The sequence below is a fragment of the Pseudoalteromonas sp. JSTW genome (assembly GCF_013423925.1).
Lineage (GTDB): Bacteria > Pseudomonadota > Gammaproteobacteria > Enterobacterales > Alteromonadaceae > Pseudoalteromonas > Pseudoalteromonas lipolytica.
This window is the reverse complement of the sequence record NZ_CP058972.1, coordinates 2216904-2240541: the sequence shown is the minus strand read 5'-3', so window position 1 is coordinate 2240541 and position 23638 is coordinate 2216904. Positions and strand designations below refer to the sequence as shown.

The following is a 23638-nucleotide window of genomic DNA, read 5'->3' as shown; positions in this document are numbered from 1 at the left end:
ATAAGAAAAACTAATTCTAAGCTTGGTGTTTATGTCTCGTCGTGTCCCTCCCTTAAATGCACTAAAAGCGTTCGAAGCTGCAGCGCGTCACTTGAGTTTTACCAAAGCAGCTGAAGAGCTGTATGTGACACAAGCCGCGGTCAGCCACCAAATTAAAACGCTGGAAGAGCATTTAGGCCTTAAATTATTTCTTCGTAAAAATCGTTCGCTATTATTAACGGAAGAAGGGCAAGGGTACTTTCTCGATATTAAAGAGATATTTACTCAGCTGATTGATGCCACCGAAAAGTTATTAGCACGCGGGGCAAAAGGGTCTTTAACGGTTAGTTTAACGCCCAGTTTTGCTATTCAATGGTTGGTGCCAAGGCTTAGTTTATTTAATGAGTTACACCCTGAAATCGATGTGCGAATAAAAGCACAAGATCAAGACGAAAATTCATTGTCTGATGATGTAGACATTGCCATTTACTATGGTCGTGGTCATTGGAGTGGCGTACAAACTTACAAGTTACACACAGAATACCTTGTGCCGTTATGCAGTCCCATGCTGCTAACAGGGCCTAAGCCTTTAAATCAGCCGAGTGATTTGGCTAACCATACTCTGTTGCATGACACAACGCGTAAAAATTGGAAAACGTGGATGAAAACAGCCGGAGTGCGTAATGTCCAAGTAAACCAAGGTCCTATTTTTAGTCACTCATCAATGGTGCTCCAAGCGGCAGTGCATGGTCAAGGCGTGGCAATTGGGAATAGTGTCTTAGCAAAACCCGATATTGATGCCGGGCGTTTAGTGATTCCGTTTAATCACTCATTAGAAAGTAAAAATGCCTATTATTTAGTGATACGCGAATCGCAAACAGAACTGGGAAAAATAGTTTCTTTCAAAGACTGGATGCTGAGCTTAGTTGAACAAGAACAAGAGTATTAACATGTTACAGTGGTTTAAAAGTGCAACGGGTGATGCTCGTGCACAGTTTATATTTGCTCATGGCGCAGGGGCGGGAAGTGACTCAGCGTTCATGCAAAATATGGCAACGTTAATTAGCCAGCATCAGATTGATGTGGCGTTATTTGACTTTCAGTATATGCAAATCGCAAAACAGACTAATAAACGCAGGCCCCCAGATCGTGCCCCTAAACTGCTGGCTTATTTTGCTGAAGTGTTAGCGCATCGTCAGCCAGATTTACCTGTATTTATTGGCGGAAAGTCGATGGGCGGTAGAATGGCTTCTATGCTTTGCACACAAGAGGACGCTGTAGAGGTTGCTGGTGTTGTTGCGTTTGGCTACCCGTTTCACCCTCCCGGAAAACCCGATAAGCTTCGTATCGATCACTTCATCGATATGCCATGCCCCTTTTTAGTACTTCAAGGTGAACGCGATACTTTTGGTAATCAGCAAGAATTAGCCGAGCTTGAAATGAATAATCCGCCAGAAATTAGCTGGCTAAAAGACGGTGATCATTCATTAAAACCGCGTAAGAAAAGTGGTTTAACTGAAGACGATAACTTACAACACGCTGCGAACCTTGCGGCCCAATTTATACTTAAGTTGATTGATGGAGATTCACAATGATCAAACTTTATTTAATCGCGGGGAGTCTGTTTTGCATGCTTTCGGTTGTGCTAGGCGCGTTTGCTGCGCATGGTTTAAAAAGCCGCGTATCGGACTATGCATTAGGTATTTTTAAAACAGCTGCAGAATATCAAATGGTGCACGGCTTGGGCTTAATCGCCATCGCGATTTTAATTAAGTGGGGAATGAACTTAAGTTGGGCTGGTGGCTTTTTTATCGCCGGTATTTTGTTATTTAGTGGCAGCCTATATTTACTCGCATTAACAGGTGCGAAATGGCTTGGTCCAATCACACCCCTAGGCGGTGTGTGCTTTATTATTGGTTGGACTATTTTATTAGTTCAAGCCGCACGGTATAAATTTTAAGGGTTATCTATGTCGAGTGTTGTTATTTATTGTCGCAGTGGGTTTGAAAGCGACGCTGCCGCTGAAATCACTTTTCAGGCTGCGGAACAAGGGTTTGCGGGCTATGTAAAAACGAAGCCGAACACTGGAATTGTCGTCTATGAATGTTTTGATCCGAGCCATGGCGATGAAATTATAAAAAAAATAGATTTCAAAAACATGGTCTTTGCCCGCCAATGGTTTACCGGTACTTTAGTCGATAATATGCCGCTTGAAGACAGGGTCAGTGCGATTGTGAATGCAACCGTTGATTTTCCATCCTGTGGTGACTTACGAGTTGAAACCCCAGATACCAATGAAGGTAAAGAGTTGTCTAAATTTTGTAAAAAGATTTCGACACCGCTAAAAAAAGCCCTCGAAAAACGCGCGACGGTTACGCGTGAACTTGCGGATAAAAAGCCTGTGCTGCATGTACTCTTTTTAAGTAATGACACTGCGTATGTAGGGTATTCGTATACTTTTAATAACTCGCCATTTTTTATGGGTATCCCACGCCTGCGTATGCCAAATGACGCACCAAGCCGTTCAACTCTTAAACTTGATGAAGCGTTTAATGTGTTTATTCCGCCTCATGAAGCCGAAGACCGTTTGCAGCCAGGAATGCGAGGCGTTGATTTAGGGGCGTGTCCGGGTGGTTGGACATACCAATTGGTTCGTCGTGGTATGTTTGTTAGTGCCATAGATAACGGCCCAATGAACGATGATTTAATGGAAACCGGACAAGTAAAACATTTCCGTGTTGATGGCTTTAAATACCGTCCTGAAAAGCGAAATATTCATTGGTTAGTATGTGATATGGTGGAAAAGCCAGCAAAAGTTACTAATCTTATGATTGATTGGGCCGTGAATGCATACGCAAAAGAGCTTATTTTTAATCTTAAACTGCCAATGAAAAAACGCTTCGACAGTGTTTATGAATGTTTAAAGATGATTAAGGAAGAGCTTGAAAAATACGGCGTTAGTTATGAGCTTCAGGCAAAACATTTATACCATGACCGTGAAGAGGTTACGGTTCATTTAAATGTCACAAAGGTGCCGCAAAGCCTATACAGTTAAATAGAGGATAGCAAAATGGGGAATAGAATAGTAACGGTTTGGTTGTGTATTTTATTCCCTATTTTCTTAACCGCGTGTGGGGGCGGAGGCGGCAGCGATGAGCCTGCATCTGCCAGTAACCAAGCGCCACAAGTCACGGTGTCGGGCAATAGCCAAGTCAATGAACTTTCTACACTGACGGTTGCGGCATCAGCAAGTGATTCAGATGGCTCTATTAGCCGCTTTACATGGCAGCAAACAAGCGGCCCTACAGTCAGTATAACCAGCAGTAATGAGCAACTCACTGTTGCTATTCCCGCCGTAAACGAAGATACCCCCATCAGTTTTTCAGTCACCGTGACTGATAATCAAGGTGCGACAGCCAGTGCCTCGTATACAGCGACCATTGTTAATGTTAATCAAGCACCGAGTATCGTTGTACAGGGCCCACAAATCTCCCCCTCTAGCAATATAATAACACTCAGTGCAAATGCCACCGATGTTGACGGTGAAGTCCTGAGTTATAACTGGAGTCAAACAGCTGGGCCAAGTGTGGTATTTAGTAATGGCAGTAGTGAAATCAGTTTTACGACCCCTTCAGTGAGCAGTAATACAGAATTGGCATTTACTGTGCGCGTGACAGATAACTTTGGTGAGCAAACAAGCACAGATTTTAGTGTTGTGGTCAGTGCCAATATTGCTCCTTCAGTATCAATTTCTGGGCAGCAAACAATCCGAGAAGGGGTGGAGGGCACATTAAGTGCGGTTGCCATTGATAGCGATGGCAGCATTACAAATTACAGTTGGAGCCAAGTATCAGGCCCTACAACTTCATTTACTGCCAGTGGTAGCGAATTGATGTTTACAGCCCCTGAAGTCGATGCAGATAGCGGCGTGCGTTTTCAAGTCATTGTTACAGATAACGACGGGGCTACACGCTTGGCCGAATATGATGTCGTGATTGAAAATTTTGTAAATGTTGCCCCAGTGATTACGGCTGACCCTATTGCCAATATTACTGAGCTCACTGAGGCGTCAATCAGTGTTATTGTGACCGACACTGATGGCACAGTCAGTGAAATTACGTGGCAGCAACAAAGTGGACCCACACTAAACTTTGTTCAAAATGGCCAAGCAATTAGTTTTACTGCCCCCGAAGTGTCTGTGAATAGTGAGGTCGTATTGTTAGTCACGGCAACCGATGACATGGGGGCGATATCATCGTTAACGCTGACGTTTACGATTGTACATGTTAACAAAGCGCCCACTATTGACGCTATTGCCTTTACTACGGAGTTTAATCAACCGAGGGATTTCACGGTTAACGTAAGCGATGCTGACGATGATGAGTTATCGGTTACTTTTGCCAGTGACATTGGGGGAGCAACCATCACTACGCTCAATGCGACACGTTTTAATTACCAATATCAGCCAGCAGAAAATAGTATTGCTCAAGCCCCCTTCAAAGTGACCGTATCAGATGGTGTTGACAGTAACGAGGCGACAGTCAGCGTTACAATCACAGACACAACAGCAGCCACTGTCGTGAATGTGAGCCCACAGGATAACAGTCAGGCAGTGAGTGCAAACGCGCGTATCTCATTTTCGTTATCTGACGTAATGAAGACCACAAGCTTATCGTTTAATGAAAACGAAGGGGTGTGTACTGGCTCAGTGCAATTATCAGCAGATAACTTTAACAGTTGTTTAGCGCTTAGCTCACTGGTCTTATCAGGCCCAGAAGCGAATACCAGTGAATACTTTAACGGTGCTGAATTTACGGCTGCTTTGAGTGAGTCAACACAATATCAATTAAGGCTGACCAGTGACTTAGTTAATTTTGCCGATACGCCCGTGTCTGCACAGATTATTACAACATTTACGACGGGCAGCGAAGATTTAAAAATCACCGAGGTGGTGGCGATTCGATTTACGAACGACACCCCATGGTTTGAACTTTACAATGGCACTAACAGTGATGTGAATTTGGTTGATTACAGCGTCAGGGTTAAGAGTCGTGATAGCGCGGATAATAGCGTTGCGGCTTCTACGATTTTTACTCTACCTAATCAAATTCTTGCTGCCGGTGAGTATGTGATTATTCACAGTCGCTTTGGGGATTCATTATTTTATGATGCTGCTGATCAGAATAAATACATTGCCTTTATTGGAGACATTGGTTCCACTGTTCGCCCTTATTGGTTTTTGAATGGGTTTATTGAATTACTGACGAGCGATCAAGCTCAAACTATTGACTTTGTTCGCTTTGGAAATGATACAACGGAACCGACATCGGTGGGTCAATGGCAAACGGGAGCGGCACCCACAATCTTGAACTTTACGGGCTCAAGTATCAAGCGTGACCAGAGCAGCACAGATACGAATAGTGCCACCGACTGGACATACAGCACCTTTACCACTCCTGGAGGGGTCAATGATATCACGTGCTCGTTAGATGAAGACGAAGACGGTATTCCTGATTGCTCAGAGCAACCAGGCTCAACATTTGCTGGATTACCACTTTATGACTGGGGAGCCAGAGCAAATCAAAAAGATATCTTTATTGAAGTAGATTACATGGACAGCAGTGATGCAGGCATTACACCTCACAGGACGGCGCTTGAAAAAGTGGCATCGTCATTCGCTGCAGAAAACATCGTGGTGCATTTTGATGTGGGTGATTTATTTCACCAAGCTGAGGGGGTATCACCTGCTGATCATGATTTAGGTGGCGGTGACCGTGTTATCTTTAGGCAATATACACCGTACAGCTTTAACCAAGGCGTTGAGAGTTTATTTCATTATAAAATGGCTAATTTTGATATGCGCCGTAAACCGATTTTTCATTACATGTTAATGGCGAATAGCCGCAATGTTGATGGCAGTGCAGGGTCATCTGGCGTTGCCGAAATTAACGGTAACGATTTAATGATAAGCCTTGGCAACTGGGGCTTGTCGTTGGACAATCAAATCTCAACCAATTTAGCCTATAACTACCAGGCTGCGACAATCATGCATGAACTGGGTCATAATTTAGGGCTTGATCATGGCGGTAATAATGCCGTGAACTATAAGCCGAACCATTTAAGTATTATGAATTATCTTTATCAATTACGCGGTTTAGCGACAATAGGAAATAATGAAGGTGACCGTTATTATTCAAGTCGTTATAGAAACAACCCAAATTGTGGTGTGCAAACAGCCGACCTTATCAATGGCCCACAAGGGTCGCCCGATAACTTTGTGATGTCGTTTTCTCATGGTTTGGGAAATGCACTCGACGAAGCAAATATTAATGAAGCAAATGGCTTGGGCTACCCAGGTTCCACTGCGATAGACTATAACTGTAATTTAGATCTTACTGAAACCTTAAGCCAAGACACCAATGGCGATAGTAACATTTCAACGTTGAGTGATGTTGATGAGTGGAGCCTTATTGAGCTGCGCTTTTATACCTTTTTCTCGGGTAACCGTTTAGGAATTAATACTGTTCAAAATGATCAATCAGATGTGTCTCAAGTGCCTGTTCAACACATCATTGAAGAGCAAGCTCCTCCACGTTATTTATTAGAAGAGATCAAAGCAGTAAGAACATCACAAGGTGAAAACCCATGAAGTCCTTCGTGTATATAAGTGTGATGTTCGCGCTCTGTGGCTGCAAGCCTGCTGCAGATTCTGCATGGCAAATGTCATCAAGACTTAGCTTTGATGGTTACCCGATTAATTGGCAAGCAGAATCAATAAAAGGGTGTGAACAATGTGAGTTTAAAAAAGAGCGTCTGTTGGAGCCCGATGGTGTCAGTGATGTTATTACTGTTTTTCAGCAAGGGCAGTGGCGTGCAGAGCACCGACAATCTCATCAAGCTCGTATTGTCTTTGAAAATGGCGCGCATTTTTTACTTGTTAAAACACGGGAAGATGGCTTATTAGAATTAGAAAACAAGCACGCTGAACTTAAAATAATCACCAAGCTTGCACAACCGTTCACAGTCAATATCGGCGAAAATACGTATGATGCGGTTATTAGTAAATTTGAAGAACCGCGTTCTGATTTAGGTCTTTCAGACCCTTTACCGGTGAAACTCGATTACACGGTACTAAAAAGCCAATAGTGTCACTATTGGCTTAATGGCTTTTAAGATTTAACGGCGGTATTTACTGCGGTAATTATCAACCCATAAACGGGTGCCTCCGCAGACTGCAACAGGCATCACAATTAAATTAACAAAGGGGATTGCTGTAAGCACCATAACGGCAAGGCCAAAACCATAAGAGAGAGTTTGTTTTTCTTTTAAATCATCTTTCATATCATTAAAGCTGACTTTGTGATTGTCAAATGCGTAATCCTCATATTGAACGGCATACATCCAACACGTAAACAACACCCATAAGAGCTGACCAATAACAGGTAAAATCCATAGCAAGATAAAAAAGCCAATTGCTCTTGGTAAGTAATAGCAGAGTTTTGTCCATTCACGACCAAGCATTCGTGGCACATCTTTCATGGTATCAAGTAGCCCATCATCATTGACTTTTTGACCCGTCAAAAATAGCTCGACTTTTTCACTCAGCAAGCCATTAAAGGGGGCGGCAATAAAATTGGTGATGACGGTGAACAACATACTGTAGCTAAATAAAATCACTAATACGGCAATAGGCCACATTAACCATTCAAGCCAACTAAGCCACTCTGGTAACAGCGAGTTTAAATAGGCAAAGCCATCGGTAAGCCAGCCGTATAAAAAGAACAGTGAGCTGCCAAAAAGTACGATGTTGATTAATAAAGGAATAAGTACAAAACGTTTTAACCCTTTTTGGCTAATTAATTTAAAGCCAGAAAAGAAGTATTCCATACCTTGAGTAAACTGCACGCGATAACCTCTCATTATTACTTCGTGTTTGCAGTATATGATTTTCACTGTATTTGAACAGCCTTTTTCCGTAACAAAGTGTTTTTTCAGTTACATAGCAAGGAACTACACGGTAGTATGGTAGTCATACGTACCGATAAGAACGAATAATGAAAACAGCACTAGAGGATCAGACGATGATCCGATATTATTGTTAACAGAATTAACAAAAATGACATATTCAAGATGGGAGTTTTATGCAGTTAGTCGATTTAAATCCACATGATCCTGAAGTAGTACACGTGTTTTCTGATATAGACCGACTTATAAACTCTTTATATCCAGTTGCAACCGCACAATCATTAAGCGTCGAAGAATTAGCAGAACCTAACGTGTATGCAATTGGCTTAAAAAACGAGGATGGTATTGTTGCCTGCGGTGCTATTGTGATGCAAGAAGGGAATCCGCCTTATGGCGAAATTCGCCGTTTGTATGTAAAACCAAGCTATCGAGGTAAAGGGTTATCACGTCGTATTATGCAAATTTTACTGCATCATGCGGGAGAGCAACAAATTCCCCTTATTCGCTTGGAAACAGGCCCTAAGCAAACAGAATCAATTAGTTTGTATGAGAACTTGGGGTTTCATCGTTGTGGGCCGTTTGGTAATTACACTGAAAACCCACAAAGTTTATTTATGGAATTAGGGCTTAATCAATAACGAGTTAACCTAATCACATTATTTATGGGGTTATTGTTATAGTTAAATTATGTGCGCGTCTGTTTGGCTTTTTGTCGCTTATTGTACTCAGTGCATGTGGCGATAATAAACAGTCAGACACGGTGCGTGTATCCCCCGAGCAACGTAATAAACATAGCCCTTCTGACCTTGTTGTTGGCAGTAATACCTTTTATTTCAATTCATGCCATTCGGTAACCGGTGTTTTTAATGACAAGGGTGAAATTACCTCGCGAATTATATTGAAAATACCGCCTCGCTTTTTGAGTACTTGCTCCAGTTCAACTGAAAACCCGCGCCAGTTAGAGTTTGATGGCACCTACCTGATTGTTAAACTCTGTCGTGTTGCCTTTGGTGCCGGAGGATGTGGGGTTGAAAAATACAGAAGTAAAGACTTTGAACATTGGCAAGAGTATATCGGTATCACGTGGCGTAATGGTGAGCAATATGAAGCGTGGCGACAGTTAGGGTCTTCCTCTGCAAAGGCTGACGAAATTATTCACGTTAAGCACTGAGAACGCCACGTACTAAACACGTTATTAAATACGCTGATTCTTCAGCCAATGTAATCTACAACTTAATCAGTTTCTCACATCAAAAATCACTCGTTACGAGTAAAAATACTTGTTGGACTTAAGTCACTATTTTTCTTTTAATGCGCGGCAATACCCTTGCCGATTTTGGCACCATTAAATAAAAGAGAAAGATAGATGAAAGAGACAACATCACTAGAACAAGCTCGCACGAGCTACAATGTTCGTCATTGGAGCCAAGGATTCTTTGGTATAAATGATCAAGGTGATGTGTATGTTGCGCCAAAGGCCCATGCCCCAGAGCAAACCATTGCACTTATCGATATAGCACAGCAACTACAAGACAAAGGTTTAAGTTTGCCGGCGCTTGTGCGTTTTCCTCAAATTTTACATCACCGTGTACACAGCCTGTGTCAGGCATTCAATACGGCGATTGAAAACTATGGTTATCCGAGAGATTACCTGCTTGTTTACCCAATTAAAGTGAATCAACAACGCGAAGTGGTTGAGGAAATTGTGGCAAGCCAAGCCGATGTTGAGAAAAAGCAATTAGGTTTAGAAGCGGGCAGTAAACCCGAACTACTGACTGTTTTAGCGATGGCAGAAAAAACCAGTGCAGTGATTGTATGTAATGGCTACAAAGATCAAGAGTATATTCGTCTGGCACTTATCGGCGAAAAGCTGGGTCATAAGGTTTACATCGTACTGGAAAAGCTATCTGAATTAGACATGGTGCTCAGCCAAGCAAAAGAGCTAAACGTGAAGCCTCGTATTGGTATTCGTGTTCGTTTAGCGTCACAAGGTAAAGGCAAGTGGCAAGCGAGTGGCGGCGAAAAATCAAAGTTTGGTTTATCGGCATCGCAAGTACTGAGCGTGGTAAATCGCTTAAAAGCGTCTGAACAATTAGATTTAATTCAGCTTGTGCATTTTCACTTAGGGTCGCAAATGGCCAATATTCGTGACGTACGTTTAGGCGTGAGCGAAGCGGCACGCTTTTACTGTGAGTTGCGCAAGTTAGGTGCGCAAATAGAGTGCTTAGATGTGGGTGGTGGCTTAGCAGTTGATTACGATGGCACACGCAGTCAATCACATAACTCGATGAACTACAGTCTTAGCGAATATGCGAATAACATTGTTTACACCATTGGTGATACCTGTAAGCAGTATGAGCAACCAATGCCGCGTATTATTTCTGAATCTGGCCGTGCGCTGACTGCGCATCATGCGGTATTGATTTCGAATGTGATTGGTACTGAAAGCTACGAGCCTGAAGATATTCTTGCGCCTGCGGCCGATGCACCTCTTTTATTAAACAATATGTGGACATCGTGGCAACAGCTAAGTGGTGATAACGACGACCGTGCGTTGATTGAAATCTACCATGATAGTCAAAGTGATTTAGCCGAAGCGCATAATCAGTTTGCACTGGGTTTACTTGATTTAACAGAGCGTGCATGGGCGGAACAAGTTAACCTTCGTGTCTGTTATGAACTTAACAAACACATGGATAATAAAAACCGCTTTCATCGTCCAATTATCGATGAATTGAACGCGCGTTTAGCAGACAAGTTTTTTGTGAACTTTTCATTGTTTCAATCTCTACCTGATGCATGGGGTATTGACCAAGTGTTCCCTGTTTTGCCATTGAGTGGTTTAACAGAAGCACCACAAAAACGTGCTGTACTACTTGATATTACGTGCGATTCAGATGGTGCCATGGAGCACTATGTGGATGGCCAAGGCATTGAAAGTACGCTACCTGTGCCTGCATATAGCGAAGAAAAACCATATTTAATGGGCTTTTTCTTAGTGGGTGCTTATCAAGAAATTTTAGGCGATATGCACAATTTATTTGGTGACACACACAGCGCAATTGTGAAAATGGATGAGCAAGGTCAGGCAGAGATCACTGAAATTAACGAAGGTGATTCGGTGGCTGACATGATGCGTTATGTGCATTTAGATGTAGAGAGCTTCCAGCAGTCTTATGCTCAGCTGGTGGCTACAAAACTGCCAGAAACTGAACAGCAAAGCGTGTTAGACGAGCTGCAAGCTGGCTTAAACGGTTACACTTATTTAGAAGAGTTATAAGCAATGTCGACATTGTTTGACCATACAGATCATTCGTTATATTCAAACGGCATGACGTTTTTACGCCAGCCAATGGTGCAAAACATCACTGCAATTGATGCGGATGTCGTGGTATTAGGTTTACCTTTTGACTTAGCAACATCGGGGCGTCCAGGTGCACGACTAGGTCCAGACGCTATACGCCGTGCCTCTGTACACCTTGCATGGGAAGAAACCAAATACCCTTGGACGTTCCCATTGTTTGAGCGCTTAAAGTTAGCGGATGCTGGGGATTTTACCTACCCCGTAGGCGACCCTGAGTATTTTACTGCGCAGCTTGAATTAGCGGCTGAGCAAATTTTACGTCAAGGTAAAACGTTACTAGGTTTAGGTGGCGACCATTTTGTGACGTTGCCATTGTTGCGCGCACATGCCAAACAGCATGGTAAAATGGCTTTGGTGCATTTTGATGCGCACACAGACACTTACAGTAATGGTTCACGCTATGACCACGGTACTATGTTTTATCATGCGCCGATGGAAGGGCTGATTGACGTTGACCACAGCATTCAAATTGGTATTCGCACTGATTTTGATCAGAGCAAACATGAATTTGCGGTCATTGATGCCATGGCAGCAAATGACCTGTCTGCAGATGTGATTGCAGAGCAAATTAAAGCGCGAGTAGGGGACTTACCTGTTTACCTGACTTTTGATATTGATTGCCTTGACCCCGCATTTGCACCAGGAACTGGTACACCAGTATGTGGCGGTTTAACCAGTGATAAAGTGTTAAAAATATTAAGAGCGCTTAAAGGCATTAATATGGTGGGTATGGATGTGGTTGAGGTTTCACCCTCGTATGATCAAAGTGAGCTTACAGCCATTGCGGCAGCCACGATTGCTAATGAATTACTGCATTTGTGGGCCTTAAAACACAAATACTAAATGTGAGATGCAAAGAGCGCCCTTAGGCGCTCTTTTTTATTGGCAGTAAGTTTAAACTTAGGCGCTGCGAACATCGACCCTTAATTTTAACTTTTGGCCTGGTTGAATGTATTTTTGCCCAGCCAACGAGTTCCACTTTATAATATCATCCACAGAGACATTAAACTTAGCAGCGATACGTGCTAATGAATCGCCACGGCGAACTTTATAGGTAATGGTGCGCTCGGTCGTTTGAGTCGCTGCAAGCTGTGTTTTTTCATCTTTATACACCGTTAGTGTTTGACCAACACGTAACACTGCATTTTTCTTAAGATTATTCCACTTAGCAAGTTCAGCAATTGTGACATCGTATTCGCGGCTTATGTCCCACAACGTGTCACCACTGGCTACTTTATGGCTCAGTTTTTTTCGCGTTGCTTTATTTGCAGCCATGCGAACAGAGTCTGGCAGGTGTTGGCTGTTAATTTCGCCATCACTTAAAGGCACTAATAATTGTTGCCCAACACGTATTGTGTTTGATGACAATTTATTGAGTGTTTTAATCGCTCCCGCACTGGTTGAAAACTTTTTCGCAATAACCGATAAGCTATCGCCGCGCGCCACAACATACTGTTGCCAGCGTAAACGATCTTTTTGCTCTGTTTTTGCCAATTTCTCAGAGAAGGTGTCTATTTTATCTGATGGTAATAATAAGAAATGCGGCCCATTCGGATCGGTTGCCCAGCGGTTAAAACCGGGGTTCAAACGGTATAACTCCGTTAAGCTAATACCTGCCATATCTGCAGCGAGGGCTAAATCAATTTGACTTCCTACGTTAACGACATCGATAACTTGTGCATTAATAATCGGTTGCCACTTAATGCCAAATTCATCGCTACGTTTAACAAGATCAGAAAGTGCGAGAAGCTTTGGTACGTAAGAGGTGGTTTCTTTGGGCAAATCTAACGACCAGAAATCGGTCGGTAAATGTTTCTTACGGTTCTTTTTAATTGCTCTTAGTAAGCGACCTTCACCTGAATTATAGGCTGCAATTGCATTTAACCAGTCACCTTCTAAGGTCTTGTGCAAATAGGATAAGTAATCCAAAGCAGCCCGCGTAGATTGCACGATGTCGCGACGACCGTCATACCACCAGTTTTGTTTTAAATCGAAACGCTCGCCTGTTTGTGGCATAAATTGCCATATGCCAGATGCACTGCGATGTGAATAACCAAAGGGATCAAATGCACTCTCAACAATTGGCAGCAGTGCAATTTCGATAGGCATTTCACGTTTTTCGACTTCTTCAACAATAAAGTAAAGATAAGGCTCGGCACGTTTGGCGATACGATCTAGGTATGCTTGATGGCGTGCATAGTAGTTACGCTCGGCGACAACAGGGCGATTTTGCGGTACATCAATAGATAGCTGGTAGCGAATACGCTCCCACACATCATCAAATACTGGGGGGGGCTCATCAGTATCAGCTAATTGCTGATACTGTGCGTTGAGCATCAATGCATCATTGATGTCACTGGGGCTTGCGCCTGCAAGCTGTTGCTCAACACGGTTGTCATTATCTGACCCAGCAGTGTCAGTTGCTGTTAATTGACAGCCACTCAAAACCAGCGCAAGCGTTAAAACTAAAGGAGACTTATACATACATACCCATACATCAGGTAAAAAAACTCGGCGAATATTACCTGCTCAGAGAACATATTGCCACTTTATGACCAATTTATGTCAGCTTATTTTTACAACGTACTGATCTAAAAATACAAAATTGTAACCAAGATAATACACGTTTTAAAAATTATCTTTCCACGCCCTGAGACTAGCAAAACGTTGCCAAGGTTCATTTAAGTTAAAATTAATTTTTAGCGTGTCGGGTAGCTGGTCAGTTATGTGGGGCAAATGACTGCGTAAAAATGGATTTAGCTGTTTTTCAATGGCAATGGTGGTGGGCAGACTGATGTCATCATTTGCTCTTAATGTGTCTATTTTATCACTGTACCTCAATAATGCTTCATTTGTTGGCTCAACCGCCTTAGCGAACGCTAAGTTGGCTTGCGTATATTCGTGGGTACAGTAGATTTTACAGTCATCAGGCAGCGATTTAAGTTTACATAACGAATGCCACATTTGTTCTGCACTGCCTTCAAATAAGCGGCCACAACCAGCACTAAAGAGTGTATCGCCCGTAAAGCTCAATTCATCATTAACATAACAAATGTGATCCAAAGTGTGGCCAGGTGTAGCAAGCACTGTAAATGTGCGATCATAAACCGTGACTTTGTCTGCTTCTGAAAGCGGGTGATTAATCCCTTTAAACGGACTGTGTCTTGGCCCGTATACGGGAATGTCACGGTTGGTTTTGAGCAATGGCTCAACACCATCAGTGTGATCATAATGGTGGTGTGTAATTAAGATACCTGCCAAGGTGAGGTTATGCTCATCAAGATACTGGTTGACGGGGTCTGCTTGGCCTGGATCAACGACCCAAGCGCTTTGTTGGTCATTATTTACAATGCACCAGATATAATTATCAGAAAAGGCTTTAATTGCTTTAACTTGCACCATGTTTAATTGCTCTATAAAGTGACAGTTAAGATACAGTATAACGAGCTCAGAAAATGAAACCAGCCCTTAGTTTTCAAGAAGGTCCTAAGCCGTACTCGTGGCAGCAGTTCCCTCATGGGGACTATTTGCGTGCTGAAATTGAAAGAAAGTTAACACCTTGGTTGCCACGCATGTTTGGTTACCACATGCTTAAATTAGGTAATTTAAGTGGCGAGCTTGCTACGAGTGAGAGCCCCATTAAGCATCAGGTTTGTGTTGCTGAGCCGGGCTTATTTACCGGTGTTATTGCCGATGTTGATGAACTGCCTTTTTATGAGCACAGTGTCGATGCGTGTATTTTATCTCATTGCTTAGAGTACCATTCTGACCCGCATCATATATTGCGAGAAGCACACCGTACGCTGATCCCAGGTGGATACATTGTAATAAGCGGTTTTAATCCATTTAGTTTATGTGGCTTGGCTCAATTGTTGCCGTTTAGCCGTCAAAAGCTGCCTTGGACGGGGCGCTTTTTTACCCCTTCACGCGTCAAAGACTGGCTGAATTTATTAGGGTTCGAAATTATTTCTGATGAGCGATTTATCCATTCGTCGCTTGCACGAGGTAATCGATTATCGCGATTTGCGGCATGGCGTCGCTTTGGTAAACATTACTTAAAGCCTATGGGCAGTGTCTATTTACTCGTGGCACGCAAGCGAGTAGCACCACTGACGCCAATTAAACCTAAATGGCACGCAAGACCTCAATTTTCACCTGTAAAAGGCGCAGGTCTTCGCCAAACATCAAAGCAGCACTGTGAGCGGGATAGCTAAATAGTGCTGTTTGTCATCGCTTTTAAGCGGGTACTGGCCAGCGCGAATATTTAATTGAATCGACGGATGCAACAATTTTGGCACTGCTAACGTTGCATCTCGGCTTTCACGTATTGCAATAAAACTCTGTTTATCACCTTTTAAATGCTCGTTTTGCTCTCGCTGTTCTTTAACCGTTGTTTTATACGCGAGTGCTCGGCCGTCGGGTTGATAGTCGTGACACATCCAAAGCACGGTATCATCCGGCAGTGATAAAATACGTTGTAAAGAATCATATAACTCAGCCGCACTGCCGCCTGGGAAATCACAACGTGCTGTGCCGCTGTCTGGCATAAAGAAAGTGTCGCCAACAAATACATTGCCATTTATGTGATAACACACGCTATCAGGGGTGTGGCCGGGGGTGGCAATCACATCGACTGTAAATTCCCCTAACTGAAACTGTGCTTTATCAGCGAATAGTTGCTCAAAGGGTTCGCCATTACATGGCATATCAATATTATAAAGCTTACTGAAATGTGCTTGTACGTGAACAATACCTTCACCGGTGCCCAGTTTACATGGGTGAGCGTGTTGCAGTTGCTGTTTAATATAGCTTGATGCGGTAATGTGATCTGCATGAGCATGTGTTTCGAGCAACCACTGTAATGAAAGTTTATGCTGCTTTATGTAGGCGATAATTTCATTGGCAGTGCTAAAACTTAATTCACCACTTGGCATATCAAAATCAGCTGGTGCATCAATAAGTAGGCAGTGTTTGCTGTGTTCACACCATACTAGATAGCACAAAGTTGCGCTTTGTTGATGAAAAAAAGAATGAATGCGCAGAGCCATAATGAGTCCTTAATTATTGTTATAGCTAAATCTTATAACATATAACAAAAACTTTAAATGCTCTGCGTTAATTTTTAACTTGCTTCGTCGTAACCGGTGTCTTCAAGTAGGGCATTGCCACCTGCTGCTTCACGGGCAAGGTCATCAACGAGTTCATTGTATTTATTCCCGCTGTGACCTTTTACCCAACGCCACTCAATGGTGTGTCGTTGGCAAGCTGCATCAAGGCGTTTCCACAAGTCGACATTTTTGACGGGTTTTTTGGCTGCGGTTTTCCAGCCTCGTTTTTTCCAGTTTTCAACCCATGACTCAATACCTTGTTTGACATATTGGCTGTCGGTGGTAAGGATAATATGGCAGGGGCGGGTTAATGTTTCGAGTGCAACAATGGCTGCGAGCATTTCCATCCGATTATTTGTAGTAAGGGTATATCCTTGGCTTAATTGCTTCTCATGACCGTTATACCGCATCACTGCGCCATAACCTCCTGGCCCCGGATTACCTAAACATGACCCATCGGTGTAAATCTCTACGGTTTTTTGCACTGTTTTACCTTGATATTATGTACAATAAAGTGATTATAGAAAGATACCAGAGTCAGGCTTAAGACGATATGGCACATAGACAAATAGTTTTAGATACAGAAACCACGGGTATTGACCCAAAGCAAGGCCATCGGATTATTGAAATCGGGTGTGTAGAGCTTGTAAATCGCCGCCTTACTGGCAACAATTTTCACGTGTATATTAATCCACAGCGTGACATTGAAGAAGAAGCCATCGATGTTCACGGTATTACTAATGAGTTTTTACGTGATAAACCGTTGTATCACCAAATAGCGCATGAATTTCTTGAGTACATAAAAGGCGCAGAACTTGTCATCCACAACGCGGCGTTCGATATCGGCCATATGGATAATGAGTTTGCGCTGTTGAATCAGGGCTATCCGAATACTGAAGATGTCTGTCAAGTTCTTGATACCTTGAAGATGGCGCGTGATTTGCATCCTGGTCAAAAGAATAACCTTGATGCGTTATGTCGTCGTTATGATATTGATAACTCAAAGCGAACCTTACACGGCGCATTACTGGATTCCGAGATTTTAGCCGACGTTTACCTCGCCATGACAGGTGGGCAAGTTAAGCTAAATTTAAATCAGAATAAAGATGAAGGTTCAGAGCAACAAATGGGTGGTATTCGACGCGTGAGCGCTGATAGAGCGCCACTGGTTGTATTAAAGGCCACAGAGCAAGAGCATGCCGCTCATGAAGAGCGTTTAGACTTGGTCGCAAAAGGCGGTCAATGCTTATGGCGTGCAGAATAAGGTAATAAAATGAGAAAACAGCTTCTAGCAGGATTAGTGTGTGTATTGCCCTTGATGGGACTTGCCACTGAGCAAGATAAAATAACCCCGTTACAGCGTGACGGGATTCAAAATGAAATTCCTCTACTAGATAACCGTTTTCGCATTGATCACAAAGTTGATAAAATTACGTTATTATTTTTCCGTAAACGCGGTGCACCCGCCGTGGTGCTTGTACGCCCAGATGGCAGCAAGTACTACGCGACTGACTCGGTGAAGAACGCCAATTTAGACTGGCATGATGAACTAAGCTACGATTTGATCACCATCACAGACCCGATGCCTGGCCCTTGGCAAGTCGTTGGCAGTATTTTGCCAGACAGTCGAGTAATGGTATTAGGCGAAATTGAATTACGTGTAGACCCTCTCCCTCCCATGTTGTTTCGTGGCGAAACCATTAAATTAACAGGCCGAGTACTCAATGATGGTAAGCCAATTGAGGTGGGGCAATTTCGAGATGTCATAAGTTTACATGTTGATTTTGTAAGTACTAATAACAGTGACTTCGCTAATTTTGGAGCGGGCACGCAAAGTGTTACCGATTTTAAAGATGATGGTCGTGGGTTTGATGAGCGCCCTCTTGATGGTGTGTTTACCGGGGAGTTTAAATTAGTCTTCCCAGCAGGGGAGTGGCAACCAGAGTTATATATAGAAACACCGATATTAAAACGCACTGTAGTACAAAAGCCGATTGTTGTTCATGAGCCTCCTTTTAGCTATGACATGGTATTAGCAAAGCAAGATACCGATGAGCATACCTTAACGATTACTTTAAACCCTGAAATCGTCAAACCAGAAACAGTGCTTATTCAAGGTAAAATCTATTACCCCAATAATGAAGAGCAAATGTTTTCAATTGATGCTGATAAATCTCAAACCAGAGAATTAGCAATCAAAAATTATGATTGGGGTCGATACAGTGTCGAGCTATCGGTGTTTGGTAGTAATATAAATGGCCGTGAATTTATGGCGACGCTGCCGACGTATAAATTTGAAATTGAACGACCCATTGAAATTGTACCTGAAATTGTTCGCCCAGAAGTCGATTTAGCAGCGCAAGCTGAGCAGCAAAGAATCCTAGAAGAAGAAAAAAAAGCATCCACTGTGCTAATGGTGACACTTATTGTTGTTGGAAATTTAATCGTTCTTCTATTAGGGTGGTTAGCCATTCGTATTTTTGTGCAAAAGAAACCACTTAAATTCAAATTATCGTTACCGTTTTTAAAGAAAAAAAGCTCATCTGAAAATGTTGAGCAAGCAACGAATGAAAATGAAGTTGGCAAAAATGGTTCAAAAAATGACAAATCAGGTGAAATTTTAAACCTTTCGATGTCAGATGACTAAAAAACCTGTAAAAATACAAAAAAGCCCTTGACGAACCAGAGGGTGATTCGTATTATTCACGCCGCTGTCAGGGGAGACTCAGTCAGCAACGAAATTGTGGAGTGGTAGTTCAGTTGGTTAGAATACCGGCCTGTCACGCCGGGGGTCGCGGGTTCGAGTCCCGTCCACTCCGCCAATTTTCGACAATTTGTAAGTACGCGCTGGAGTGGTAGTTCAGTTGGTTAGAATACCGGCCTGTCACGCCGGGGGTCGCGGGTTCGAGTCCCGTCCACTCCGCCAATACTTACACAACTAATGGTTGTAAAACATTTTCCTTTGCGGAGTGGTAGTTCAGTTGGTTAGAATACCGGCCTGTCACGCCGGGGGTCGCGGGTTCGAGTCCCGTCCACTCCGCCAATAGGAAAAAATAAATAGCATTAGATACTGCGGAGTGGTAGTTCAGTTGGTTAGAATACCGGCCTGTCACGCCGGGGGTCGCGGGTTCGAGTCCCGTCCACTCCGCCACTATTTAACAGCTATTTAATTACAAAATTTGTATCGCGGAGTGGTAGTTCAGTTGGTTAGAATACCGGCCTGTCACGCCGGGGGTCGCGGGTTCGAGTCCCGTCCACTCCGCCAACAAATTAAGTAATAACAATGATATCTCTGCGGAGTGGTAGTTCAGTTGGTTAGAATACCGGCCTGTCACGCCGGGGGTCGCGGGTTCGAGTCCCGTCCACTCCGCCACTTGATATCATGAACAAATTTAGTGCATTACCCCATGCACATACCACTGCGGAGTGGTAGTTCAGTTGGTTAGAATACCGGCCTGTCACGCCGGGGGTCGCGGGTTCGAGTCCCGTCCACTCCGCCATTTGTTTTCCTCAAACAAATGATTGATTTTAAAAAACACCCCTTTATTCTGATAATCTCGTATCTCGTATCTCGTATCTCGTATCTCGTATCTCGTATCTCGTATCTCGTATCTCGTATCTCGTATCTCGTATCTCGTATCTCGTATCTCGTATCTCGTATCTCGTATCTCGTATCTCGTATCTCGTATCTTTCCAATTAACTTGCTAATATTCTTCACTATTCATATTTATTCAGCTTCTTATTTCTGCATGAATAGCAAAGAATGACCGCTCCACAATAGAAAAGGACATGCGTTATGAGTACATTCGGATCACAACTAAAACACTATCGTAGTGAGCTTAAACTAAACCAACCAGAATTTGCTGAGCAAGTAGGGATAGAGCAAAGTTACTTATCAAAACTTGAAAACGATAAGTCAGTGCCTTCTAATGACACATTTCGCTCTATATTAGCCGCACTCAATTTAACCATTTGTGATTTTATGCAGCCATTAAAACACTCAGTAGATAAAGCTCGGCTGATTAATGTGCCTGATATTGAAGCTTGGTATAAGCAACAAACTAACAAACAATTTATTAAACAGCGTTCACTGATTTATAGCGCCATACTGATTAGTGCTTTAGGTTGTGCGCTATTTTATTTAGGCCATCAAGAAAAGTTATTTAACACAGAATTTTATGAGTACAAATCATACGGTGTAGTGAAAGATAATGAGCCGGATGGTATTTTTTATGATTGGCGAACACTACTCGTAGATAAAAGCGGGGAAAATATAGATGCAAAACATCGCGAAATGACTAACAGACGTGATTTTAAATTTATTATTTCACCTGACTATAAAGGCACTTCGTTCGTCGAGTCAGGCGAACAGGGTAGGCGTTTATTTAGTGTAACTTCAAAAACACCTATTATTAAGTCGCATAAAGGCCATGTATGGCTTGAGTTTGTTGGTATTTTATTGGTTGTGATAGGCGCAGGGCTTATCGCCTTTGAGAGCAAACTGACAAAACACTCGTAATTAGCAGTGAATCCTGACGCTTGTTAATTGGCGTCAGGGTTGTGTGGAATAAGGTGCGAAAATTGTTGCTGGTGGATTTGTTCATATAGCGTTGCTGCATAGCTTTGTGCGTCTTGCAGACGGCGAGTACTAATGTGCTTTCTTAAATCATTTAGGGCAGCGGTTGCAGGCTCGTAACCTTGGCTGCTGGCGAGACTCAACCAGACTGAACCATGGAAAACACTGTGCGGCACGCCTTGGCCTTTTATAAAAAACAGCCCCATGTAAAATTGTGCTCTATGATTACCTGCCATTGCAGCTAAACGCATCCACTTTGCGGCAAGTGGCGCTTGTTCGTTTTTAAGATAATACAACGCTTTGTTTAGTGTTTTTTCAACTGATTGCGTACTTTTTTGTGGCTCATCCCCTGTATCAGGCTGCGTTATAAAGGCAAGTACGTTGTCAAGTTGTTGCTCTAAATCTAAGCCTACTGGCGATTTATCAGACATAGTTTAGTTATTTTCTTGAAATAAAAGACCTTATTAGTTTAGAACATTGCAAGGTAAATTGTCCTCTAATTATGAGAAAATATGATAAAATTAGCCAATTAATCTTAACTTAAAGTTCAACATGTTCGAAAGACTTTTCAAAATACGTGAAAACAACACGTCAGTCCGCCGTGAAACCATTGCGGGTATCACAACATTTATCACTATGGTTTATATTGTTTTCGTTAATCCAGCCATGCTAGCAGAAGCAGGTATGGACCAAGGTGCTGCGTTTGTAGCAACCTGTATTGCGGCGGCGATTGGCTGCTTTATTATGGGGTTGTGGGCAAATTACCCATTAGCGTTGGCTCCAGGCATGGGCTTAAATGCATTTTTCACCTATGGTGTCGTACTTGGTATGGGTTACAGTTGGCAAGCAGCGCTTGGTGCGGTGTTTATGTCGGGATGTATTTTTTTATGCTTGAGCTTATTTAAAGTCAGAGAATGGATTATCGACGCGATTCCTTTGGTTTTAAAGCGTGCTATCGCAACGGGTATTGGCGCTTTTTTAGCGCTAATCGCATTAAAAAATGCAGGGATAATCGTCGCAAGTCCTGCCACACTGGTGCAATTAGGTGATATTACTGCGCCTGGCCCTTTATTGGCTATCTTAAGCTTCTTTGTGATTGCTGCGCTATTGTATCGTGATATGAAAAGTGGGGTGCTGATCAGTATCTTGTTAGTGACGGGCATCGCATTAGGTTTAGATCTTGTTGAATACAAAGGCATTGTTTCTATGCCACCTTCAATTGCGCCTACGTTTATGCAATTAGATTTTGCAGCCGCACTAGAAATTTCGATGTTGACGGTTATTTTTGCGTTTCTCTTTGTAGATCTATTTGATACGTCAGGCACGCTTGTCGCTGTAACACAAAAAGCGGGCCTTGCTGATGAACAAGGCAAAATGCCACGTTTAGGCCGAGCGCTGAGTGCGGACAGTACTGCCACGATTGCAGGCTCTATGCTGGGAACGTCGACAACCACATCATACATTGAGTCAGTGGCCGGTGTATCTGTAGGTGGGCGTACAGGTTTAACGGCGGTAGTCGTCGGAATTTGCTTTTTGCTTATGATGTTCTTTGCACCGCTTGCCAGTATGATCCCAGCCTACGCAACAGCGGGCGCGATATTGTACGTGGCCGTCTTAATGATGCAAAATTTAAAGCTGGTTAATTGGGATGACATGACAGATGCAATTCCTGTAAGCGTAGTGCTATTAATGACCCCGCTAACGTTTTCAATTGCGCATGGTATTGCACTAGGTTTTATTGCGTATACTGCGGTTAAATTAGTGTGTGGTAAAAAAGATGAAATCAGTGTGAGTGTATGGGTACTAACTGCACTATTTATTATTAAATTCGCGTTTTTATCGTAATGAATGCAGACCAAAGAAAAAGTGGATTACCACTTTTTCTTTGGGGCAAATAACACATCTAAATCGTCTTGCTCTTGCTCTGCTTTTTTCTTTCTTGATGTTGCGTTCGACGCCTTTAGCTCCGTGCTGATAGCTTCTAAGTAATTTTCGATTTCCTGCTTTTTAGTATTTATGTAGTCATCGCTATAGCTTACAGAAGCAAGTGTGGCTAACGCTTTTTCAAAGTACTGACGTGCTGAGCCAACCATGTTTGCTGCACGCGCTGAAATACCGCGCTTAATTTGGCTTTCAACATTGATTCTTAATTGCAACTTTTCTAAACGCTTATCCTCGGCCACAAATACCTGACTATCTACTTTGCCTTTACTATGTTCAGAGCGCAGTAATGCACGTAACTTTTTGATACTTTGGATCAGCGAAATTAATTGTTTGTCATTATCGGGTAATACAAGTGCATCAGAATTATTAGAGTCAATTGGCAAGGTCAAGCGCTGCTTAGCTTCGTTTAAGCGACTTTTTAGTTCTTTTGAGTTAGGTGATAGCTGCACCATGCTCGCTAATGCATCATAAACACGGCGCTGAATAATACGTAAAATATTTTCAGACATTGGAATGTTTGTACTATTGAGCAGTACTTCTTCTGCTTCTTCGATGATTTTTTTCTGTTTTGTTAGTTCTTTGCGACGCTCTGACTCTTGTTTTTCTTTATGTTGTTGCACCGCGCTTACCCACAGTGCAATGACAATCAAGGCAACAATGAGCATAATGATGATAGAAACAATCATAGCTAAATCTCAGTT

22 protein-coding genes and 7 tRNA genes are annotated in these 23638 nt (G+C 42.7%); 22 read left to right on the top strand and 7 right to left on the bottom strand.

Translation table 11 applies throughout. The features are described 5' to 3' along the window. The first annotated feature begins 31 nt into the window (after positions 1 to 31). The 6 genes from GZH31_RS10230 to GZH31_RS10205 are packed head-to-tail and all read left to right on the top strand — an operon-like array spanning position 32 to position 7125. Positions 32 to 928, top strand: coding sequence for a transcriptional regulator GcvA (locus GZH31_RS10230; RefSeq protein ID WP_036967434.1), 897 nt, complete (start codon positions 32 to 34; stop codon positions 926 to 928). A gap of 1 nt (position 929) precedes the next feature. Next, complete coding sequence (locus tag GZH31_RS10225) at positions 930 to 1574, top strand: alpha/beta family hydrolase (RefSeq protein ID WP_036967440.1); 645 nt, start codon at positions 930 to 932, stop codon at positions 1572 to 1574. Continuing rightward, entirely contained in the window at positions 1571 to 1939 is a 369-nt protein-coding gene (locus GZH31_RS10220; RefSeq protein ID WP_036967443.1) for a DUF423 domain-containing protein, read from the top strand. The genes GZH31_RS10225 and GZH31_RS10220 overlap by 4 nt, the downstream gene beginning before the upstream one ends. Positions 1940 to 1948: 9 nt before the next feature. Next, a complete protein-coding gene (gene rlmM / locus GZH31_RS10215) occupies positions 1949 to 3034 on the top strand; it encodes a 23S rRNA (cytidine(2498)-2'-O)-methyltransferase RlmM (protein ID WP_065979332.1) in 1086 nt (361 codons plus the stop codon). 15 nt (positions 3035 to 3049) lie between these two features. After that, the gene (locus GZH31_RS10210) at positions 3050 to 6628 is read left to right on the top strand and encodes a tandem-95 repeat protein (protein WP_180310935.1); all 3579 of its coding nucleotides are present in this window, start codon (positions 3050 to 3052) and stop codon (positions 6626 to 6628) included. Then, complete coding sequence (locus GZH31_RS10205; RefSeq protein ID WP_036967447.1) at positions 6625 to 7125, top strand: hypothetical protein; 501 nt, start codon at positions 6625 to 6627, stop codon at positions 7123 to 7125. Before GZH31_RS10210 ends, GZH31_RS10205 begins: the two co-directional genes overlap by 4 nt. Positions 7126 to 7155: 30 nt before the next feature. Here the strand turns inward: GZH31_RS10205 and cysZ are convergent, their stop codons facing one another. Beyond that, positions 7156 to 7866 (bottom strand): sulfate transporter CysZ, encoded by a 711-nt coding sequence (cysZ, locus tag GZH31_RS10200; RefSeq protein WP_174403856.1) that lies wholly within the window; start codon positions 7864 to 7866, stop codon positions 7156 to 7158. Between the two features lie 254 nt (positions 7867 to 8120). Between cysZ and GZH31_RS10195 the strand changes: the two genes are divergently transcribed. The 4 genes from GZH31_RS10195 (at position 8121) to speB (ending at position 12151) form a co-directional block, all read left to right on the top strand. Next, positions 8121 to 8582, top strand: a complete 462-nt coding sequence (locus GZH31_RS10195) for a GNAT family N-acetyltransferase (RefSeq protein WP_036967450.1) — start codon at positions 8121 to 8123, stop codon at positions 8580 to 8582. Between the two features lie 71 nt (positions 8583 to 8653). Continuing rightward, positions 8654 to 9115 carry a hypothetical protein gene (locus tag GZH31_RS10190; RefSeq protein ID WP_051501748.1) on the top strand — a complete coding sequence of 154 codons (462 nt, stop codon included), beginning with the start codon at positions 8654 to 8656 and terminating at the stop codon, positions 9113 to 9115. Between the two features lie 195 nt (positions 9116 to 9310). After that, positions 9311 to 11224, top strand: coding sequence for a biosynthetic arginine decarboxylase (gene speA / locus GZH31_RS10185; protein ID WP_065979330.1), 1914 nt, complete (start codon positions 9311 to 9313; stop codon positions 11222 to 11224). 3 nt (positions 11225 to 11227) lie between these two features. Next, positions 11228 to 12151, top strand: coding sequence for an agmatinase (gene speB / locus GZH31_RS10180; RefSeq protein WP_036967455.1), 924 nt, complete (start codon positions 11228 to 11230; stop codon positions 12149 to 12151). 57 nt (positions 12152 to 12208) lie between these two features. On the opposite strand, the gene GZH31_RS10175 is transcribed toward speB, so the two are convergent. Continuing rightward, on the bottom strand, positions 12209 to 13792 hold the full coding sequence (locus GZH31_RS10175; protein ID WP_180310934.1) for a LysM peptidoglycan-binding domain-containing protein: 1584 nt from the start codon (positions 13790 to 13792) through the stop codon (positions 12209 to 12211). A 144-nt stretch (positions 13793 to 13936) separates the two neighbouring features. After that, complete coding sequence (gene gloB, locus GZH31_RS10170) at positions 13937 to 14710, bottom strand: hydroxyacylglutathione hydrolase (RefSeq protein ID WP_180310933.1); 774 nt, start codon at positions 14708 to 14710, stop codon at positions 13937 to 13939. A 53-nt stretch (positions 14711 to 14763) separates the two neighbouring features. Between gloB and GZH31_RS10165 the strand changes: the two genes are divergently transcribed. After that, entirely contained in the window at positions 14764 to 15522 is a 759-nt protein-coding gene (locus tag GZH31_RS10165; protein WP_036967464.1) for a class I SAM-dependent methyltransferase, read from the top strand. Here GZH31_RS10165 and GZH31_RS10160 read toward each other — a convergent pair. Both GZH31_RS10160 and rnhA read right to left on the bottom strand, forming a co-directional pair. After that, positions 15493 to 16356, bottom strand: a complete 864-nt coding sequence (locus tag GZH31_RS10160) for an MBL fold metallo-hydrolase (protein WP_036967466.1) — start codon at positions 16354 to 16356, stop codon at positions 15493 to 15495. The genes GZH31_RS10165 and GZH31_RS10160 overlap by 30 nt on opposite strands. 74 nt (positions 16357 to 16430) lie before the next feature. Further along, complete coding sequence (gene rnhA, locus GZH31_RS10155; RefSeq protein WP_118844425.1) at positions 16431 to 16901, bottom strand: ribonuclease HI; 471 nt, start codon at positions 16899 to 16901, stop codon at positions 16431 to 16433. Positions 16902 to 16969: 68 nt separating this feature from the next. Here rnhA and dnaQ point away from each other — a divergent pair, with 68 nt between their 5' ends. The 10 genes from dnaQ to GZH31_RS10105 all read left to right on the top strand — a co-directional run bounded on the left by dnaQ (position 16970) and on the right by GZH31_RS10105 (position 20936). Further along, positions 16970 to 17680: a DNA polymerase III subunit epsilon gene (gene dnaQ, locus GZH31_RS10150; protein WP_036967470.1), complete on the top strand. Its 711-nt coding sequence runs from the start codon at positions 16970 to 16972 to the stop codon at positions 17678 to 17680. 9 nt (positions 17681 to 17689) lie between these two features. Further along, a complete protein-coding gene (locus tag GZH31_RS10145; protein WP_180310932.1) occupies positions 17690 to 19063 on the top strand; it encodes a TIGR03503 family protein in 1374 nt (457 codons plus the stop codon). 98 nt (positions 19064 to 19161) lie between these two features. Then, positions 19162 to 19238, top strand: a tRNA-Asp gene (locus GZH31_RS10140). Between the two features lie 27 nt (positions 19239 to 19265). After that, a tRNA-Asp gene (locus GZH31_RS10135) sits at positions 19266 to 19342 on the top strand. Between the two features lie 40 nt (positions 19343 to 19382). Continuing rightward, positions 19383 to 19459, top strand: a tRNA-Asp gene (locus GZH31_RS10130). 31 nt (positions 19460 to 19490) lie between these two features. Next, positions 19491 to 19567 (top strand) — tRNA-Asp (locus GZH31_RS10125). A 37-nt stretch (positions 19568 to 19604) separates the two neighbouring features. Then, positions 19605 to 19681: transfer RNA gene (locus GZH31_RS10120), tRNA-Asp, on the top strand. Positions 19682 to 19712: 31 nt separating this feature from the next. Next, a tRNA-Asp gene (locus GZH31_RS10115) sits at positions 19713 to 19789 on the top strand. Positions 19790 to 19839: 50 nt separating this feature from the next. After that, positions 19840 to 19916, top strand: a tRNA-Asp gene (locus GZH31_RS10110). 297 nt (positions 19917 to 20213) lie between these two features. Next, entirely contained in the window at positions 20214 to 20936 is a 723-nt protein-coding gene (locus tag GZH31_RS10105) for a helix-turn-helix domain-containing protein (RefSeq protein WP_180310931.1), read from the top strand. 23 nt (positions 20937 to 20959) lie between these two features. On the opposite strand, the gene GZH31_RS10100 is transcribed toward GZH31_RS10105, so the two are convergent. Then, positions 20960 to 21424 carry a sel1 repeat family protein gene (locus GZH31_RS10100; RefSeq protein ID WP_036967474.1) on the bottom strand — a complete coding sequence of 155 codons (465 nt, stop codon included), beginning with the start codon at positions 21422 to 21424 and terminating at the stop codon, positions 20960 to 20962. 121 nt (positions 21425 to 21545) lie between these two features. Between GZH31_RS10100 and GZH31_RS10095 the strand changes: the two genes are divergently transcribed. Next, positions 21546 to 22838, top strand: coding sequence for an NCS2 family permease (locus GZH31_RS10095; RefSeq protein ID WP_065978728.1), 1293 nt, complete (start codon positions 21546 to 21548; stop codon positions 22836 to 22838). A gap of 26 nt (positions 22839 to 22864) precedes the next feature. Here GZH31_RS10095 and GZH31_RS10090 read toward each other — a convergent pair whose 3' ends face one another. Continuing rightward, positions 22865 to 23623: a hypothetical protein gene (locus tag GZH31_RS10090; RefSeq protein WP_180310930.1), complete on the bottom strand. Its 759-nt coding sequence runs from the start codon at positions 23621 to 23623 to the stop codon at positions 22865 to 22867. Positions 23624 to 23638: the final 15 nt, after the last annotated feature.

What these genes read in the sequence shown, in the direction of transcription:
- GZH31_RS10230 (WP_036967434.1), top strand. Translation starts at nt 32, where the DNA reads ATGTCTCGTCGTGTCCCTCCCTTAAATGCACTAAAAGCGTTCGAAGCT.
- GZH31_RS10225 (WP_036967440.1), top strand. Translation starts at nt 930, where the DNA reads ATGTTACAGTGGTTTAAAAGTGCAACGGGTGATGCTCGTGCACAGTTT.
- GZH31_RS10220 (WP_036967443.1), top strand. Translation starts at nt 1,571, where the DNA reads ATGATCAAACTTTATTTAATCGCGGGGAGTCTGTTTTGCATGCTTTCG.
- rlmM (WP_065979332.1), top strand. Translation starts at nt 1,949, where the DNA reads ATGTCGAGTGTTGTTATTTATTGTCGCAGTGGGTTTGAAAGCGACGCT.
- GZH31_RS10210 (WP_180310935.1), top strand. Translation starts at nt 3,050, where the DNA reads ATGGGGAATAGAATAGTAACGGTTTGGTTGTGTATTTTATTCCCTATT.
- GZH31_RS10205 (WP_036967447.1), top strand. Translation starts at nt 6,625, where the DNA reads ATGAAGTCCTTCGTGTATATAAGTGTGATGTTCGCGCTCTGTGGCTGC.
- cysZ (WP_174403856.1), bottom strand. Translation starts at nt 7,866, where the DNA reads ATGGAATACTTCTTTTCTGGCTTTAAATTAATTAGCCAAAAAGGGTTA.
- GZH31_RS10195 (WP_036967450.1), top strand. Translation starts at nt 8,121, where the DNA reads ATGCAGTTAGTCGATTTAAATCCACATGATCCTGAAGTAGTACACGTG.
- speA (WP_065979330.1), top strand. Translation starts at nt 9,311, where the DNA reads ATGAAAGAGACAACATCACTAGAACAAGCTCGCACGAGCTACAATGTT.
- speB (WP_036967455.1), top strand. Translation starts at nt 11,228, where the DNA reads ATGTCGACATTGTTTGACCATACAGATCATTCGTTATATTCAAACGGC.
- GZH31_RS10175 (WP_180310934.1), bottom strand. Translation starts at nt 13,792, where the DNA reads ATGTATAAGTCTCCTTTAGTTTTAACGCTTGCGCTGGTTTTGAGTGGC.
- gloB (WP_180310933.1), bottom strand. Translation starts at nt 14,710, where the DNA reads ATGGTGCAAGTTAAAGCAATTAAAGCCTTTTCTGATAATTATATCTGG.
- GZH31_RS10165 (WP_036967464.1), top strand. Translation starts at nt 14,764, where the DNA reads ATGAAACCAGCCCTTAGTTTTCAAGAAGGTCCTAAGCCGTACTCGTGG.
- GZH31_RS10160 (WP_036967466.1), bottom strand. Translation starts at nt 16,356, where the DNA reads ATGGCTCTGCGCATTCATTCTTTTTTTCATCAACAAAGCGCAACTTTG.
- dnaQ (WP_036967470.1), top strand. Translation starts at nt 16,970, where the DNA reads ATGGCACATAGACAAATAGTTTTAGATACAGAAACCACGGGTATTGAC.
- GZH31_RS10145 (WP_180310932.1), top strand. Translation starts at nt 17,690, where the DNA reads ATGAGAAAACAGCTTCTAGCAGGATTAGTGTGTGTATTGCCCTTGATG.
- GZH31_RS10105 (WP_180310931.1), top strand. Translation starts at nt 20,214, where the DNA reads ATGAGTACATTCGGATCACAACTAAAACACTATCGTAGTGAGCTTAAA.
- GZH31_RS10100 (WP_036967474.1), bottom strand. Translation starts at nt 21,424, where the DNA reads ATGTCTGATAAATCGCCAGTAGGCTTAGATTTAGAGCAACAACTTGAC.
- GZH31_RS10095 (WP_065978728.1), top strand. Translation starts at nt 21,546, where the DNA reads ATGTTCGAAAGACTTTTCAAAATACGTGAAAACAACACGTCAGTCCGC.
- GZH31_RS10090 (WP_180310930.1), bottom strand. Translation starts at nt 23,623, where the DNA reads ATGATTGTTTCTATCATCATTATGCTCATTGTTGCCTTGATTGTCATT.